This window comes from Sphingomonas degradans (assembly GCF_053502645.1).
Genome location: NZ_CP177172.1, coordinates 1,653,553 through 1,669,992, shown reverse-complemented (window position 1 = coordinate 1,669,992; position 16,440 = coordinate 1,653,553). Strand labels below are relative to the sequence as shown.

The following is a 16,440-nucleotide window of genomic DNA, read 5'->3' as shown; positions in this document are numbered from 1 at the left end:
AACCCGGGGACCCGGATATCATGAAGAAGCTGCTCGCCGCCTCGATCCTGGCGCTCGCCACCGCCTATCCTACGACCGCCGCGAACCCGCCCTTCGATACGCCGGCTCCGATCGCCTATATGGAGGATCTGTCCTCCGGCGCCGTGCTCTACGCCAAGGATGCCGATCGCCGCATTCCTCCGGCGTCGATGGCAAAGATGATGACAGTCTATGTCGCGTTCGATCTGATCAAGAAGGGCGAACTGAAGCTCGACCAGACGATCGAGGTGCGGCCCGAAACCTGGAAGAAGTGGCATTCGCAGGGCTCGACCATGTTTCTGGCGGTGGGTGAAAAGCCGCGCGTCGAGGATCTGCTCAACGGCATCGTCACGCTTTCTGGCAACGACGCGTGCGTCGTGCTGGCGGAGGGGATCGCGGGCACCGAAGAGGCCTTCGTCAACCTGATGAACCAGCAGGCGAAGAAGATCGGCCTGAGCAACAGCCAGTTTGGCACGTCCAACGGATGGCCGGACGAGGGACGCACCTTCGTCACCGCGCGCGATCTGGCGCATCTCGCCAAGGCGACGATCCAGGATCATCCGAAGCTCTACAAACAGTTCTACAGCCGCACGTCCTATACCTGGGGCAAGACGCTGGGGGCGGGCAACGACATCACCCAGGCCAATCGCGATCCGTTGCTGGGCCGGGTGCAGGGCGCGGACGGGCTGAAGACCGGGCACACCGAAGAGGCCGGGTTCGGCTTCACCGGGTCGGCCGAGCAGAACGGCCGGCGGCTAGTGATGGTCGTGGCGGGTCTGGATACCTATGGCGGCCGCGCGCAGGAATCGGTGCGCTTCATGGAATGGGGCTTCCGTGCATGGAAATCGCGCCCGCTGGTGAAGCAGGGGCGCAAGGTGGGTGAAGTCGCCGTGCAGGGCGGCGGATCGAGCGAAGTCGGCGTGATCGCGCCGCGCGATCTGGCTGCGACGGTGCCGGCCGGTACGTCGCCCGAGATGAAGGGGCGCCTGGTCTATCAGGGGCCGGTAAAGGCGCCGATCAAGGCGGGCGATCACATCGCCGACTTGGTCATCGATTCGCCGGGCATGCCCTCGCAGACGCTGCCGCTGGTCGCTGAGGCCGATGTGGGCGAAGCGGGCTTTTTCCGCCGCATCTGGCTGGGCTTCTCCTCGCTGTTCGGCGCCTAATCCCGGACGTGGTGGGGGGGACGGCGTAAGGGAAGGAGCCCTTGCGCCGCGCCGCTGCCAGCGGGATACAGGACCATGCAGTTCCTCGGCAACGAACCGGCGCGCGATGCGCTTGCAGCGGCGATCGCCAGCGGCGTGCTGCATCACGCCTGGCTGATCGCCGGCCCCGAAGGCGTCGGCAAGGGCAGCTTTGCGCGACAGGCCGCCGCCCGGATGCTTGCGGAGGCCGCCGAGCCGCACAAACTCCCGCCCGGCTGGGAGGTGCCCGAAACCACCCAGACCGCGCATCTCATCGCCGCCGGCGCCCACCCCGATTATCGCGAGCTGACACGGCTGCCCAAGGACCCGGACAAGCCCGATGAGGCGCTGGCGCGCTCGATCACCATCGCGCAGGTCCGCAGCCTCCAGTCGCTGTTCGCGACCAAGCCGTCGCTTTCGACGCGGCGCGTGATCGTGATCGACGCGATCGACGACCTCGAACGCGGCGGCGCCAATGCGCTGCTCAAGAACCTTGAGGAGCCGCCGGCGGGGACGATCTTCCTGCTGATAAGCCACGCGCCGGGACGCCTGCTGCCGACGATCCGATCGCGGTGCCGGCTGCTGCGTTTCGAAGCGCTGCCGGATGCACAGATTGGCGCGATCCTCCGCGCCGAGTTGCCGGAGGCGACGGCGGCGGAGATCGATGCGCTGGTGCGCGCGGGGGAGGGCTCGCCCGGGCGTGCGCTGGGCTTTGCCGGGCTCGACCTCGCGGCTTTGGAGCAGGACATGGCGCGACTTGCGGAGACGGGCGACGCGAACAACGCCATCCGATCGCGGCTGGCCAAACTGCTGGGCGCCAAGGCGGCACAGCCGCGCTACGAAGCGTTCCTGGAACGTGCGCCGAGCTTCATCGCCGAACATGCGCGAACCCGATCGGGCAATGCGCTGCGAGCCGCGCTCGATGCCTATGCGGCGGCGCGCGAACTGGGGGGCGCCGCGACCGGGCTTTCACTGGACGCGGGAGCGACGGTTTTCGAGATGTCCGGACTGATAGCGCGCCTCGCCGCACGCTGAGGCATTGCTACCGTCCGGGCGGGCCCGTAAAGCCGCCGCATGGCTGATCCTTATTACCTCACCACCGCGATCCACTATCCCAATGGCCGTCCGCATATCGGCCATGCCTATGAGATGATCGCGGCCGATGCGATCGCACGGTTCCAGCGTGCCCAGGGGCGCGACGTGCTGTTCCAGACCGGCACCGACGAGCATGGGCTCAAGATGGTGCAGACCGCGCGCGGCCGCGACATGGAAGTGCGCGCGCTCGCGGACGAAATGTCGTCTTATTTCCATGAGATGGCCGATGAACTGAACATCTCATATGATCGTTTTATCCGCACGTCGGAGCCCGAGCATTACGCAGCCAGCCAGGCGATCTGGCAGGCGATGGCCGATGCCGGCGACCTGTATCTGGATCGGTACGAGGGTTGGTACTCGGTCCGCGACGAGGCGTTCTACGAGGAAAAGGAACTGACCGAGGGGGAAGGGGGGCAGAAACTCTCGCCGCAGGGCACCCCCGTGGAATGGACCGCCGAGGAGACGTGGTTCTTCAAGCTATCGAAATACCAGCAGCCGCTACTCGATTTCTATGCCGCAAACCCCGATTTCATCCGCCCCGAGTCGCGCCGCAACGAAGTGCTGCGCTTCGTCGAGGGCGGGCTCGTCGACCTGTCGGTGTCGCGCACCAGCTTCGACTGGGGCGTGCCGGTGCCGGGGTCGCCGGGGCACGTCATGTATGTGTGGGTCGACGCGCTGACCAATTACCTGACCGGCGCGGGCTATCCGAACGATCCCGAGCGCGTGGCGAAATACTGGCCGGCGGACCTGCATCTGATCGGCAAGGACATTGTCCGGTTTCACGCAGTCTATTGGCCGGCGTTCCTGATGTCGGCGAAGATCGCTTTGCCCCGCCAGGTGTTCGGCCACGGCTTCCTGCTCAACCGTGGGGAAAAGATGTCGAAGTCGGTCGGCAATGTCGTCGATCCCATGGCGCTGGCGAAGCTCTATGGCGTCGATGCGCTGCGCTATTTCCTGTTGCGCGACGTCAGCTTCGGCAATGACGGCACTTTCAGCGACGAAGCGATCGTGACGCGCGCCAACGCCGATCTGTCGAACAGCTTCGGCAATCTGGCGCAACGGACGCTGGCATTCATCGCAAAGAACCTGGACGGCGTGCTGGAGGCGGGCCGCGCAGACCCGGCGGACGTGGCGCTGTTGGCGGATGTTGAGAGTGCGTGCGAAGGGTTCGCGCGATCCTTTTCGGAACTGGCGCTTAGCCAGGGCCTGGAGAGCTGGATGGCGGGCGTGTTCGCGTGCAACCAGTATATCGACGTGCAGGCACCCTGGGCGCTGCGCAAGACCGATCCCGAGCGGATGCACGCGGTGCTGGGCACGCTGGTGAAGGCGATCCGGCGGCTGGGTGCCACCATCGCGCCGGTGATCCCGGACGCAGCGGAGAAGCTGCTCGCGCAGCTGGGGCCGGAGGATGCGCAGGACTTTCGCATCGCGCCGCCGACCCCCATCTTCCCGCGACTGGAGCTGAAGGAAGAAGCGTGAGACTGGCCGACAGCCACTGCCACCTGATCTACAAGGGATTGGGCGAGCAACAGCCCGAAGTGCTGGCGCGTGCGCGGGATGCGGGCGTCGTGGCGATGCTCAACATCTCCACGCGCGAATCCGAATGGGACGCCGTGATCGCGGTTGCCGAGCGCGAGCCGGACGTGTGGGCGTCGGTCGGCATCCATCCGCACGAGGCCGACACCCACACGCATGTCGATACCGCCAAGCTGGTCGACCGCGCGCGTCATCGCCGCGTGGTCGGCATCGGCGAAAGCGGGCTGGACTATTATTACGACCATAGCGATCGCGACCGGCAGCGGGAGAGTTTCCGCGCGCATCTGGCCGCCGCGCGCGAAACGCAGTTGCCGATCATCGTGCACACCCGTGATGCCGAGGCGGACACCGCCGAGATTTTGCGCGATGAAATGGGGAAGGGGGCTTTCCCCGGCGTGATCCACTGCTTCACTGCAAGCGACGCGTTCGCGGACATCGCGCTGGACCTGGGCTTCTATATCTCGATCTCGGGGATCGTGACGTTCAAGAACGCGCAGGCGCTCCAGCAGACCGCGGCGCGGCTACCGATCGAGCGGCTGCTGATCGAGACCGACGCGCCGTTCCTCGCGCCGATCCCGCACCGGGGCAAGACCGGCGAGCCGGCGTTCGTCGCGGATACATGCCGCTTCCTGGCGAAGCTTCGCGGACAGGCGGCGGAAGACCTTGCCGAGGCGACCCGCGCGAACTTCCACACGCTGTTCGGCAAGACCCGCGCGTGAAGATCCGCGTCCTCGGCTCGGGGACATCTTCGGGCGTACCGCGCATCGGCGGGGACTGGGGCGCGTGTGACCCCGCCGAGCCGCGCAATCGCCGCACGCGCGCCTCGATGCTGGTGTCGACCGAAACGACGCGCATCCTGATCGACACCAGCCCTGACATGCGCGAGCAATTGCTGGCGGCGGGCGTGGGCGATATCGATGCGGTGATCTGGACCCACGATCACGCCGACCACTGCCATGGCCTGGATGACCTGCGCCAGGTCATGCACTTGCGCGACGGGGTTCCGGTCCGGGGGCTGGCGCGCCCGTTCACGCTGGACCAGCTGCAACATCGGTTCTCGTACGCGTTTCATGGCCGCGCAGGGTATCGCCCGACCGTCGCGATCGAGCCTTTGCCGGACGCAATCGTCATCGGCGACATCGCGGTCCGCGTCGCGGATCAACCCCATGGCGGCATCACGTCCGCCGGATTACGGTTCGAGAGCAACGAAAAATCAATCGGTTACGCCACAGACTTCCATGAAATGACGAAGTCCATGCGCGAAATCTACGCGGGGTTGGACCTGTGGGTGGTCGACGCATTGCGCCGAGAACCGCACCCGACGCACCCGCATCTGGATGACGTGCTCGGCTGGATAGAGGAACTCGCGCCGCGGCATTCGGTGCTGGTCCATATGGACCAGTCGATGGACTATGCCGAGCTTGTGCGTACGCTGCCCGCCGGGATCGAACCCGGTTATGATGGGCTGGAGCTTGCGGCATGAACACGTGGAGCGCGATGGACGGGATCTGGCTGGTGGCGGTACTGGTGCTCGCCGTCAGCGCATTGTCGGCGCGCCGATTGTCGCTTGGTTTCGTGGCTCGGTCGCTGTTGATCTGGGCGGCCATCATCCTCGCCGTGGTCGTCGCAGTTGCGCATCGGCATGACCTTAAAGCGGCATTCGCCCGTGTGTCCGAGACACTGGGCCTGGACGAACAGCAGGTGCAGGGCGAAACGGTGCGCATCAAAATGGGCCCTGACGGGCATTTCTGGGCACAGGTGACAATCAATGACACGCCGGTCCGGCTGCTGATCGACAGCGGCGCGACCGTCACGGCGCTTTCTAAGCGCACCGCAAAGGCTGCGGGCGTGAAGGTAAGCGGCGAGTTGCCCGCGATCATCGAGACTGCCAACGGATCGATCGCGGCACAGCGCGGCACCATCGAAACGCTCGCGATCGGGCCGCTCAAAACCACCGATCTGGGTGTGGTGGTATCGGAGAACTTTGGTGACATGGACGTGCTGGGCATGAACTTTCTGTCGCGGCTGCATAGCTGGCGCGTCGAGAACGGCGTGCTGGTGCTGGAACCAAAGGCAGGCGCGGTCGTCACGGAATGAGCCCCCTGCCGTTATACGTATATCGAGTTTACATAATGTATATTATCGTTTCACATGATATGAGTTCTGGGGAGGCCTCGTGACGGGTTCTGGCGATCTTCAGCGGCTGGTGGCGATCATGGCCCGCCTGCGCGATCCTGCGCGCGGATGTGAATGGGATGTGGCGCAGACCTTCGCCACGATCGCCCCCTACACGATCGAGGAAGCCTATGAGGTGGCCGACGCGATCGAGCGCGGCGACATGGCGGAGCTTAAAGACGAGCTTGGCGATCTGTTGCTGCAGGTGATCTTCCACAGCCGCATGGCCGAGGAAGCCGGCCATTTCGCGCTTCCCGATGTGATCGCGTCCATCAGCGACAAGATGGAGCGGCGGCACCCCCATATTTTCGGCGCGGTTGAACAAGGCGGCCACCATTTGTGGGAAAAGATCAAAGCCGAGGAGCGCGATCGCAAGGGCGCCGACAGCGCGATCGATGGCGTTGCGCTGGGCCTGCCCGCCCTGCTCCGCGCGGAAAAGCTGCAAAAACGCGCGGTGAGGACCGGGTTTGACTGGCCGGACCCGGACGGCGCGCGTGCGAAAATCGTGGAAGAACTGGCCGAAGTCGACGCTGCCACCACCGATGCCGAACGCGACGAGGAAATCGGCGATTTGCTGTTCGCCGTGGTCAACTGGGCACGCAAGCTGGGCACCGATCCGGAGACTGCGCTCCGCGCAGCCAACGCCAAGTTCGAACGGCGATTTCGCGGGATGGAGGACCTGGCCGGGGGGACGATCGAAGGGCTGGACCTGGAGGCGCAGGAAGCGCTGTGGGAACAAGTGAAGCGGAATCACGGCAAGCAGCGGTAAGCCCCCCTGCTCTACCTCGCCAGACTGAAGCTCAGCCCGCGCGCAGTTCGAACCGCTCGAAATCCCGCGGTGCCATGCGGACTTCGTAGATCGCGCGGTCGTCCTCGATCATCTGCTCGATCACGTCGCCATGCTGGTGCAGCCAGGCCGCCCCTGCACCATCGGCGAGGTCGAGTTCGATATGATAGCGCCGATGCCCTTCGGTCAGGCGCGCCGCGACAGTCTCGACCAGTGTCGCCACCCCTTCCCCGGTGATCGCGGAGATCGGCATCACATCCTGGCGCCGCGCGGCGCCCTCGAGCAGCTGAGCCCTTTGCTCTTCGTCGAGCAGGTCCAGCTTGTTCCACGCCTCGAAACGCGGGGTTTCCTCGGCCACGCCGATCTCTCGCAGGACCTCTTCGACATCGGCGCGCTGCGCCTCGCTGTCGGGATGCGCGACGTCGCGGACGTGGATCAGCAGATCGGCGGAGATTACTTCTTCGAGCGTTGCCTTGAACGCCGCGACCAGTTGGGTCGGCAGTTCGGACACGAAGCCGACGGTGTCGGACAGGATCGCCTTGTCGATCCCCGGCAGCTGGATCTGCCGCAAGGTCGGGTCGAGCGTGGCGAACAGCAGGTTCTCCGCCATCACGTCCGCGCCGGTCAGGCGATTGAAGAGCGTGGACTTGCCCGCGTTGGTATAGCCGACCAGCGCAATCACCGGCCACGGGGCACGCTGGCGCCGGTCGCGGTGGAGCGTGCGGGTGCGGCTGACTTGATCGAGTTCGCGGCGCAGGCGCGCCATGCGATCGCGGATCAGGCGACGGTCCGCCTCGATCTGGGTCTCACCCGGACCGCCAAGGAAGCCGAAACCGCCGCGCTGGCGCTCGAGATGGGTCCAGCTCCGCACGAGCCGACCTGCCTGATAGTCGAGATGCGCCAGCTCGACCTGCAAACGCCCCTCGGCGGTGCGCGCGCGCTCGCCGAAGATTTCCAGGATCAGCCCGGTGCGATCGATCACCTTGCAGCCAAGCCCGGTTTCGAGGTTGCGTTGCTGCACCGGCGTGAGCGCGGCATCGAACACGGCAAGCTGGATTTCGCCGTCCCGTACGGTTTCCGCCAGCGCCTCGACCTGCCCCGATCCGATCAGCGTCCCCGGCTTTGGGCTGCGAATCCGCAGCGCGACCTTGTCGCTGACTTCCACGCCGATCGCCGCGGCGAGACCGGCGGTTTCTTCCAGGCGCGCCTCTGCATCGCGCGAGCTGCCACCCATGTCGGGATAAACAACGATCGCCTTCGCCCCGCGCGAAAACTCGTCGGGGTCGCGTTCGAAACCGGTACTCATGCAGGCTCTACTCAGTCGTCGCTATTCTGTTCCTCGGCGAGGTTCAGCGGATGCGCGGGCTGAATCGTCGAGACGGCGTGTTTATAGACCAGCTGCGCCATGCCCTCGCGCTGCAACAGCATGCAGAACAGGTCGAATGCCGCGATCTGGCCCTGGAGCATCACGCCGTTCACGAGGAACATCGTGACGTTTTCCTGCTGGCGGCGCACGGCGTTCAGAAAGATTTCCTGAAGCACCGGGTTTTTGTGCTGATACTCGCCCGCCGCATCGAGCAGCGCGGTCAGATCGACCGGGCCCGCCGGCATGATCGTGGAAATCGCGTGCTTGTAGATCAGCTGCGACTGGCCATCGCGGCGCAGCAGCACCGAGAAATTATCGAACCATGTCACGATCCCCTGGAGCTTCACGCCCTTCACGAGGAACATCGTCACCGGCACCTTCGAGCGGCGCAGGGAGTTGAGGAACAGGTCCTGGAGCGAGGTTTGCTTCTCTGCCATGCCTGGGGTTCCTTCTATTCTTGGCGGGATCTGTCCCGCTTCGCGCCGTTTCCCGGCGTCGGAGTACCGGACCACCCTGGCCCGGATCGGCCCTATGTAGGATCGATCCGGGCCCGCGTCCACCATGGCTATTCGTCGCGGGTCTCCGTGATCCCCAACAGCTTGAGTTTGCGATGAAGCGCCGATCGTTCCATCCCGATGAAACTGGCGGTGCGCGAGATATTGCCCGAGAATCGGCGGATCTGGACGCGCAGATATTCGCGCTCGAACGTCTCGCGCGCTTCCTTGAGCGGGGCCCCCATGATCGCGTTCGCGCCCATGCCGTTGCCGCGATCGCCCTGGGTGCCCAGCACGTCGGTCGGCAGCAGATCGATGTCGATGCGCCCGATGCGGTCGCCGGGTGCAAGGATCACCGTGCGTTCCACCACGTTGCGGAGCTGGCGGACATTGCCCGGCCACTCATAGCTTTGCAGCGCGACCATCGCATCCGGGGCGACCTCAGGCGTCGGCACGCGGCGCTCATTGGCGTAATGCGCGACGAAATGCTCGACCAGCGCAGGAATATCCTCGCGGCGCTCGGTCAGCGGCGGGATCGTGACGGGCACGACGTTGAGCCGGTAATACAGGTCCTCGCGGAAACGGCCCTCGGCGATTTCGGCCATCAGGTCGCGGGCGGTGGCGGATACGACGCGCACGTCGACCTTGACGACGCGGGTGCCGCCGACGCGGCTGAAGCTCTGGTCGGTCAACACCCGCAGGATGCGCGCCTGAGTCGCGACGGGCATGTCGGCGACCTCATCGATGAACAGCGTGCCGCCATGCGCCTGTTCAAGCAGGCCGGGGCGGACCAGGTCGCCACCTTCCTCGACCCCGAACAGTTCTTCCTCGACGCGCTCGGGTGTCATGCGCGCGGCGCTGACGATCACGAACGGCGCGCTCGATCGCTGGCTCCAGCCATGGAGCAGGCGCGCGGCTACTTCCTTGCCGACGCCAGCGCCGCCGTTGATGAGCACGCGGCTTCCGGTGGACGCCACGCGCTTCAGCGTCGCCCGCACCGAATTGATCGCCGCCGACCCGCCGGTCAGGTCGTTCTCCCGCCCGACCGATGCGCGCAGCGACTTCACTTCCTGCCGCAGCCGCTCGGTCTCCGTGGCGCGTTCGACCAGCAGCAGCAGCCGCTCGGCCTCGAACGGCTTCTCGATGAAATCGGCCGCGCCCCGGCGGATCGCCGCGACCGCGGTGTCGAGATTGCCATGGCCCGAAATCACCAGCACTGGGATCGACGGATCGCGGCGCTTGATCTCGTCGAGCAGTTCCAGCCCGTCGAGCCGCGAGCCGTGCAGCCACACGTCGAGCAGCACCAGCGTCGGCCGGCGCTCCGCAATCGCTTCCAGCGCGGCATCGCTGTCGGCTGCCCCGCGCGTCGCATAGCCTTCGTCCTCCAGAACCCCGGCTACCAGTTCGCGGATGTCGCGTTCGTCATCGACGACGAGAATGTCCAGGCTCATGACTTGCTGCTTCCAGTACGGGTGAGAACCGCGGGGCGCGGTTCTGTGCTGTCTTCGTTGGGTTCGGTGGCCATCTGGTTCAGGGGCACGGTGTCGAAGCAGATCGTGACGATCGTCCCGCCGCCGGCGCGGTCGGCAAAGGTGATCGTGCCGAAATGCTCCTCGACGATCTTCTTCACGATCGCGAGGCCGAGCCCGGTGCCGCGGCTGCGCGTGGTCATGTACGGCTCGACGATGCGGTCGCGCTCGACCGGCAGGCCGACGCCATTGTCCTCCACGGTGAGGACAAGGCGTTCATCGGCCTGGGGCGCAAGGGTGAGGATGACCTCGCCTTGCGGCAATGCCTGCCCCTCCCCGCGTCCTTCGATCGCCTCGACGGCGTTCTTGATGACATTGGTGAGCGCCTGCCCGATCTGGCGGCGATCGCATATCATGGTGGGCAGGTTGTCGGGCGCGTTCAGTTCGAACCGCAGCGCAGGGTGCGCGACTTCGTGCAGGAACATCGACTGGCGCGCGATGTCGAGCAACGGTTCGCGCCGGAACAGCGGCTTGGGCATGCGCGCGAAGGACGAGAATTCGTCGACCATCCGCCGCAGATCGCCGACCTGGCGGACGATCGTGCCGGTAAGCTGGGCGAAGACCCCCTCCCCGCCTTCGATCTGTCGGCCATAGCGGCGCTGGAGGCGTTCGGCGGCGAGCTGGATCGGAGTCAGCGGGTTCTTGATCTCATGCGCGATCCGGCGGGCGACGTCGGACCATGCCGCGCGGCGCTGGTCGAGCAACTGCTGGGTGATGTCGTCGAAGGTCAGGACCTGGCCCTGGTCGTCGGTCGTGATCTTTACCGCCAGCGTGCGCGGCTCGGTGGCAGGCGTGACCTGCACCACTGCCTCATGGTCATCGCCATCAAGCAGCTGGTCGAGTTCGGGCGCCAGTTCGGCCAGGCTCTTGCCCACCGGCGTCGCGCCGCCCTGCCGCAGCAAGGCGATCGCCGATTCGTTGATGAGGCGCACGCGCCGCTCCGCGTCGATCGAGATCACGCCTGCCGACACGCCGGACATCACCGCCTCGATCAGCGCACGCCGCGCCTCCAGCTGCGCGTTCGCGGCGACCAGGGCATTGGTCTGGCCCTGAAGCCGCTCGGTCATGCTGTTGAACGCATTGCCGAGCGTGCCGATCTCGTCCTGCGACTGCGGCGTGGGCACGCGCGCGGTCAGGTCGCCATCGGCGACGCGCCGGGCGGCGGTGACAAGCTGTTCCACCGGGCGCACGAGCCTGTCGGCGACCGCAAAGGCAATCCATGTCGCCAGCCCGACGATCAGCAGCGCAACGCCGAACAGCACTGCGTTGAACTGAAGCTGGAGCGAACGGGAGCGTTTCCGGAGCGACTCATAGTCGGTGACGATCTTGTCCGCTGCCACGTTCTGCCGATTGAGGAAGCCGACATCGTTGGGCGTGGCGACGTACAGGAAGATGCTGCGCGCGCGATCAACGGGGGTGACGACCCACAGCGTGTCCGCGTCGTAATTGGTGTAGCTGTCCTCGTCACGCAGCAGGTTGAGCACGCGCCCCGAAACGCGCGTGGTGAACACGCTCGCGTCGGGCGCTTCATAGGCATAGAGCGCCTCGACATTCTTGCCGTCGACCACCCGAAACAGCACCGACTGGAACAGGTTGCGCAAATAGGTCTGGGTGAGGAACTGCTTCTCGAACGCTTCCGAGCGGACGGGAATGGCGGGATAGCGATCGCCGATGTCGCGGGCCATTTGCCGCGCCTCGCCGGTCCAGCGCTGGACGACCAGTTCCTGCCCTTCCTTGGCGAGCGCCATGGTCGAAACCAGCGCCCCGCGCGCGCGCTCCGATCCCCAGAGCTGGACACCGGACTGGAACATCACCGACGCCGCGATCACCGTGAGGACGATCGGCACGCTCGCCATCAGCGTGAACATCGCGACGAGGCGGACGTGCAGCTGCCCGCCCCCCTCCAGCGGCGAACGCGCCGCGCGGTGGATCGCGATGCGCCGGCCCGCCAGCACGATCAGGACGACATATGGCAGCAGGTTTGCCAGCAACAGCATCGCCGCGACGCCGGGGCTGAACAGCTCCTTGTTCGCGCCGCGTTCGATGAAGAGGTAGGTCGCCACCGGAGTCGCGAGTGCCAGCGCGCCGACCGTCACCTCCAGCAACCGCATCGGCGCGAACCGCGCCGGTGGGTTTTTTCCGTCAGAGGCCGTGGGCACTTCGGAGGTCATCGTTGCTAGAATACAACGCAACCGTTGCCCGTAAAACACATATTTGTAATCGCTCTGTCGCTATTCGGCACCATCCGAGCGATTTCCGCCCAAATCTATTCCCAAGGTATCGATGCGCTTACGCAACGTATTGCGGTTTATGCCCAGCGCGCGCGCGGCCCTCAGCTGATTGCCACCGTTGCGCGCGAGCATCGCTTCGATCAGCGGGCGCTCGACTTCGCCGATGATGCGATCGTACAGGCTGCCATCGTCGAGGGTGGCCGGTTCCTCGATCGCGATCCGTTCGAGCCGCGCGCGTACCGCCGCCTCGATCGCGGCGTCGCCGGGGGCGGCAGGAGCCACCCACCCCTCACCCAGCGCGCGCCGGATCGCGCCCGCGTCGATCCACTCGTCGCGGCTCAGCGCCGAGATACGGCGCATCAGGTTTTCCAGCTCGCGGACGTTGCCGGGCCAGTCATAGGCCTCCATCACCGCGACGGCATCGGCATCGAGCTGCTTGCGGGGAAGCCCGTCTTCGACCGCGCGATCTAAGAAGTGCCGGGCAAGCAACGCCACATCCTGCCGCCGCTCGCGCAGCGCTGGGAGCGCGATTGGTACCACGTTGAGGCGGTAGAACAGGTCCTCGCGGAACTGGCCGAGCTGGACGAGCTGCGCCAGGTCCTTGTTGGTCGCCGCGACGATGCGCACGTCGGCGCGGATCGTGCGGGCGCCGCCGACGGTCGTGAACTCGCCCGACTGGAGCACGCGCAGCAGCCGGGTCTGCGCGTCCATCGGCATGTCGCCGATCTCGTCGAGGAACAGCGTGCCCCCCGCCGCCTGCTCGAACTTGCCCGCGACGCGCGCCGCTGCGCCGGTAAAGGCGCCGCGCTCATGGCCGAAAAGCTCCGCCTCGATCAGGTCGCGGGGGATCGCGGCCATGTTGAGCGCGACGAACGGCGCCCGGCGGCGGGGGCCCATGTCGTGGATCGCCCGCGCGACCAGTTCCTTGCCCGTGCCGGACTCGCCCGAGACCAGAACGGTCAGGTCGTTGGACACCACACGGGCGACCACGCGGTACACCTCCTGCATCGCCGGCGAGCGGCCGATCAGCGAGGGGCCGCCGCCCGGTTCGGCATCGGGTGCCTCGCTCGGCTCGCGGCGACCGCGCGCGATGGCGCCGCGCACGGCGTTGGACAGCACGTCGAGGTCGAACGGCTTGGGCAGATAGTCATAGGCGCCGACTTCGGTGGCGCGCACCGCCGTCGCCAGCGTGTTCTGGGCGGAGAAGACGATCACCGGCAGCGTGGGGTGCTCGGCGAGGAGCGCCGCGACCAGATCGAGGCCGTTGCCGTCGGGCAGGACCACGTCGGTGACGAGCACGTCGGGCACCGCCGTCGCCATCGCGCGGTGGAGATCGGCGACCGAAGCGGCGGTGGTCACGCGGTGGCCGTCGCGCTTCAGCGCGGCAGCCACGACAGTGCGGATCGCGCTGTCGTCATCGACCACCAGGACCGAGCCGGGTGCGGCGCTCACAGCGCCCTCGGCAACAGGATGCGGAACACCGTCACCACGGGTTCGCGTTCGCGGGCATATTGGATAATTCCTCCCATGTCGCGGACCAGCTTTTCCACCAGCGGCAGGCCCAGCCCCTTGCCCTCCGGCTTGCCCGAGACGAAGGGCTCGAACAGATGGTCGGCGATGTCGTCCGGCGCGCCGGGGCCGTTGTCGACCACGGTGATTTCGATCGGCAGCGGCTGGCGCGGGCGGCCGGGGCCGGTGCTGATCGACATGCCGTGGCGATAGGCGGTGGTCAGCACGATGCGCGGCTGGGCACTGCCCGCCAGCGCTTCCGCTGCGTTTTTCAACAGGTTGAGCAGCACTTGCAAGAATGCGTCGGGATCGATCATCACCGGCGGCAGCGACGGATCGAAGCGCTCCTCGATCACCATCCCGCGTGCGAACCCGGCCAGCGCGACGCGGCGGGCATGGCCGAGCAGCGGATAGACATTGGTGGGCGCCAGCTTGAGCGGGCGGGTGTCGGTGAAGTCCTGCATCCGATCGATCAGCGCGGCGATGCGATCGACTTCGGTGGTGATAAGCTCGGTCAGTTCGGCGTCATGGCCGCTCTGGAGCAGCTGGGCGGCGCCGCGGATGCCCGAGAGCGGGTTCTTGATCTCGTGCGCCAGCATCGCCGCCGCGCCCACTGCCGCGCGGGCGCCGGCGGTGCGATCCGTCCCTTGCGCCACGCGGCGCGACTGGGGGGCATGGTGGAGCGTGACGATCCGCCAGCCGGGGTGATCGGCGACCGGGGTTTCGACGAAATCGACGCGAATCCGGGCCCCGCGCACGGCCTCGATCTCGGTATCGAACGCCGCGAAGCCATGGCCGTCGCGGCGATCGGCATAATCGGGCGGCGGGGTCAGCACGGCGTCATAGGGCTGACCGACCATGCTCGTCTCGCTGTGGTTGAGCAGCAGCTCGCACGCGGCATTGGCATGGGCGATGCGCCCGTCGGGGTCGATCGCGAGCACCGCGACGGGCAGCGCCGCGAACAGCTCGGCAAAGCCAGGCCCCCCGGCCCGCTCCGGCTTGGCGCGCCTCAGGCCGCCGCGCGGGAAAGCCATGGGCCGTAAAATTCGGCGAGCATATCCAGCACCACGCGCGGGTCGGACTGCTGGTTCACCTTGTTGCGGAACTCGGCCGAGCCGTGGATCCCCTTGGTGTACCAGCCGATATGCTTGCGCATCATGTTGACGCCGACCTCGTTGCCATAGTGACTCAGAGTATCGATGTAATGCGCTGTAATTACGTCATATTGTTCTTCGAGCGAGGGCTCTTCGCGTTCGCCCTTGCCGGTGAGCGCGTCCATCACCTGGCGCAGGATCCAGGGGCGGCCATAGGCGCCGCGCCCGATCATGATGCCGTCCGCGCCCGACTGGCGCAGCGCCTCGCGCGCGTCCTCGGTCGAGCAGATGTCGCCATTGGCGATGACGGGGATCGTCACCGCATCCTTTACCCGGCGGATAAAGGCCCAGTCGGCCGAGCCCTTGTACATCTGGTTCCGGGTGCGGCCATGGACCGTCACCATCTGGACGCCCAGGTCCTGCGCGATGCGGGCCAGTTCGGGGGCGTTCAGGCTGTCATGGTCCCAGCCCATCCGCATCTTGAGCGTCACCGGCACGTCGACGGCCTTGACCACCGCCGCGACCAGCGCCGCCGCGTTGGGCAGATCGCGCATCAGCGCCGAGCCGGCATCGCCGTTCGTCACCTTGCGCACCGGGCAGCCCATGTTGATGTCGATGATCGCCGCGCCGCGATCCGCGCTTAGCTTTGCCGCCTCGCCCATTTCATAGGGGGTGCAGCCGACCAGCTGCATCGACACGGGCTCCTCGATCGGGTCCCAGGCCCATTTCTGGAGCGACTGGCGCGTCTCGCGGATCGCGGCCTGGCTGGCGATCATCTCGGTCACGTTGAGGCCGGAGCCGAAGCGCCGCACGACGCGACGGAACGGCAGGTCAGTGACGCCGGTCATCGGCGCCAGCAACACGGGGGCGTCGATCCGCACCGGACCGACCTGAATGGGGGCGAGTTCGCTCATGATATGCCTGAAAAATAGGCACCAGCGCCTAGCGGTACAAGCGGCGAATGGCAAGGCGTGGCGGGTTTGCGTCCGGTACGCCAAAGGTGGCGGATGTTGCGGCGGGCAAGGTTGTCTGCGCGGGGGTGCAGAGCGGCGGACCCACGCATTTCCGTCGAGTCGCGTGGGTTTCGCCGGGCAACCTTGACGCCGAAGTTTGCGGCCGGGGGCTGCGGTTGCGGCGTGTGGGTGGGGAAATGGTGTGTCACCATCGGGGTCCACAGTGTCAAAGAGCGTGGCCGGAGGTCCGGGCCGGGGAAGAGTGTCTCGCGTGAAATCCTACTAGTCTAGTCCCCTGATTGCGGCGGGGCCCTCACCCTTCCCACCGCCGTCGGCGGCGGGCCCTCACCCTTCCGCCGCTTCGCGGCTCCCTCCCTCTCCCGCTTGCGGGAGAGGGGTTGGGGGTGGCGCCCACATCCTTCTCCCGCTGTGGGAGAGGGTGCAGGCCACAACCCGCCCCTGCTTGCCG

14 protein-coding genes are annotated in these 16,440 nt (G+C 66.5%); 7 read left to right on the top strand and 7 right to left on the bottom strand.

Features of this window, described 5'->3' with window-relative positions:
• Positions 1 to 20 precede the first annotated feature (20 nt).
• From ACG3SL_RS07525 to mazG, 7 genes are all read left to right on the top strand, one after another.
• The gene (locus ACG3SL_RS07525; protein WP_448664521.1) at positions 21 to 1,184 is read left to right on the top strand and encodes a D-alanyl-D-alanine carboxypeptidase family protein; all 1,164 of its coding nucleotides are present in this window, start codon (positions 21 to 23) and stop codon (positions 1,182 to 1,184) included.
• Positions 1,185 to 1,259: 75 nt separating this feature from the next.
• Complete coding sequence (locus ACG3SL_RS07520; protein WP_448664520.1) at positions 1,260 to 2,237, top strand: AAA family ATPase; 978 nt, start codon at positions 1,260 to 1,262, stop codon at positions 2,235 to 2,237.
• Between the two features lie 39 nt (positions 2,238 to 2,276).
• Positions 2,277 to 3,776, top strand: coding sequence for a methionine--tRNA ligase (gene metG, locus ACG3SL_RS07515; RefSeq protein ID WP_448664519.1), 1,500 nt, complete (start codon positions 2,277 to 2,279; stop codon positions 3,774 to 3,776).
• Positions 3,773 to 4,552, top strand: coding sequence for a TatD family hydrolase (locus tag ACG3SL_RS07510; RefSeq protein ID WP_448664518.1), 780 nt, complete (start codon positions 3,773 to 3,775; stop codon positions 4,550 to 4,552). Before metG ends, ACG3SL_RS07510 begins: the two co-directional genes overlap by 4 nt.
• The gene (locus ACG3SL_RS07505) at positions 4,549 to 5,316 is read left to right on the top strand and encodes an MBL fold metallo-hydrolase (RefSeq protein ID WP_448664517.1); all 768 of its coding nucleotides are present in this window, start codon (positions 4,549 to 4,551) and stop codon (positions 5,314 to 5,316) included. Before ACG3SL_RS07510 ends, ACG3SL_RS07505 begins: the two co-directional genes overlap by 4 nt.
• Positions 5,313 to 5,930, top strand: coding sequence for a retropepsin-like aspartic protease family protein (locus tag ACG3SL_RS07500; protein WP_448664516.1), 618 nt, complete (start codon positions 5,313 to 5,315; stop codon positions 5,928 to 5,930). Before ACG3SL_RS07505 ends, ACG3SL_RS07500 begins: the two co-directional genes overlap by 4 nt.
• A gap of 79 nt (positions 5,931 to 6,009) precedes the next feature.
• Entirely contained in the window at positions 6,010 to 6,777 is a 768-nt protein-coding gene (mazG, locus tag ACG3SL_RS07495; protein ID WP_448664515.1) for a nucleoside triphosphate pyrophosphohydrolase, read from the top strand.
• A gap of 31 nt (positions 6,778 to 6,808) precedes the next feature.
• Here mazG and hflX read toward each other — a convergent pair whose 3' ends face one another.
• From hflX to dusB, 7 genes are all read right to left on the bottom strand, one after another.
• Positions 6,809 to 8,101 (bottom strand): GTPase HflX, encoded by a 1,293-nt coding sequence (gene hflX, locus ACG3SL_RS07490; protein ID WP_448664514.1) that lies wholly within the window; start codon positions 8,099 to 8,101, stop codon positions 6,809 to 6,811.
• Between the two features lie 11 nt (positions 8,102 to 8,112).
• Positions 8,113 to 8,598 (bottom strand): RNA chaperone Hfq, encoded by a 486-nt coding sequence (gene hfq / locus ACG3SL_RS07485; RefSeq protein WP_448664513.1) that lies wholly within the window; start codon positions 8,596 to 8,598, stop codon positions 8,113 to 8,115.
• Positions 8,599 to 8,726: 128 nt separating this feature from the next.
• Positions 8,727 to 10,106: a nitrogen assimilation response regulator NtrX gene (gene ntrX / locus ACG3SL_RS07480; RefSeq protein WP_448664512.1), complete on the bottom strand. Its 1,380-nt coding sequence runs from the start codon at positions 10,104 to 10,106 to the stop codon at positions 8,727 to 8,729.
• Positions 10,103 to 12,295: an ATP-binding protein gene (locus ACG3SL_RS07475; protein WP_448664511.1), complete on the bottom strand. Its 2,193-nt coding sequence runs from the start codon at positions 12,293 to 12,295 to the stop codon at positions 10,103 to 10,105. The genes ntrX and ACG3SL_RS07475 overlap by 4 nt, the downstream gene beginning before the upstream one ends.
• Before the next feature lie 120 nt (positions 12,296 to 12,415).
• Positions 12,416 to 13,867, bottom strand: coding sequence for a nitrogen regulation protein NR(I) (gene ntrC / locus ACG3SL_RS07470; RefSeq protein WP_448664510.1), 1,452 nt, complete (start codon positions 13,865 to 13,867; stop codon positions 12,416 to 12,418).
• Positions 13,864 to 14,958, bottom strand: coding sequence for a two-component system sensor histidine kinase NtrB (locus ACG3SL_RS07465; RefSeq protein WP_448664509.1), 1,095 nt, complete (start codon positions 14,956 to 14,958; stop codon positions 13,864 to 13,866). The genes ntrC and ACG3SL_RS07465 overlap by 4 nt, the downstream gene beginning before the upstream one ends.
• Entirely contained in the window at positions 14,934 to 15,932 is a 999-nt protein-coding gene (gene dusB, locus ACG3SL_RS07460) for a tRNA dihydrouridine synthase DusB (protein ID WP_448664508.1), read from the bottom strand. The genes ACG3SL_RS07465 and dusB overlap by 25 nt, the downstream gene beginning before the upstream one ends.
• Positions 15,933 to 16,440 lie beyond the last annotated feature (508 nt).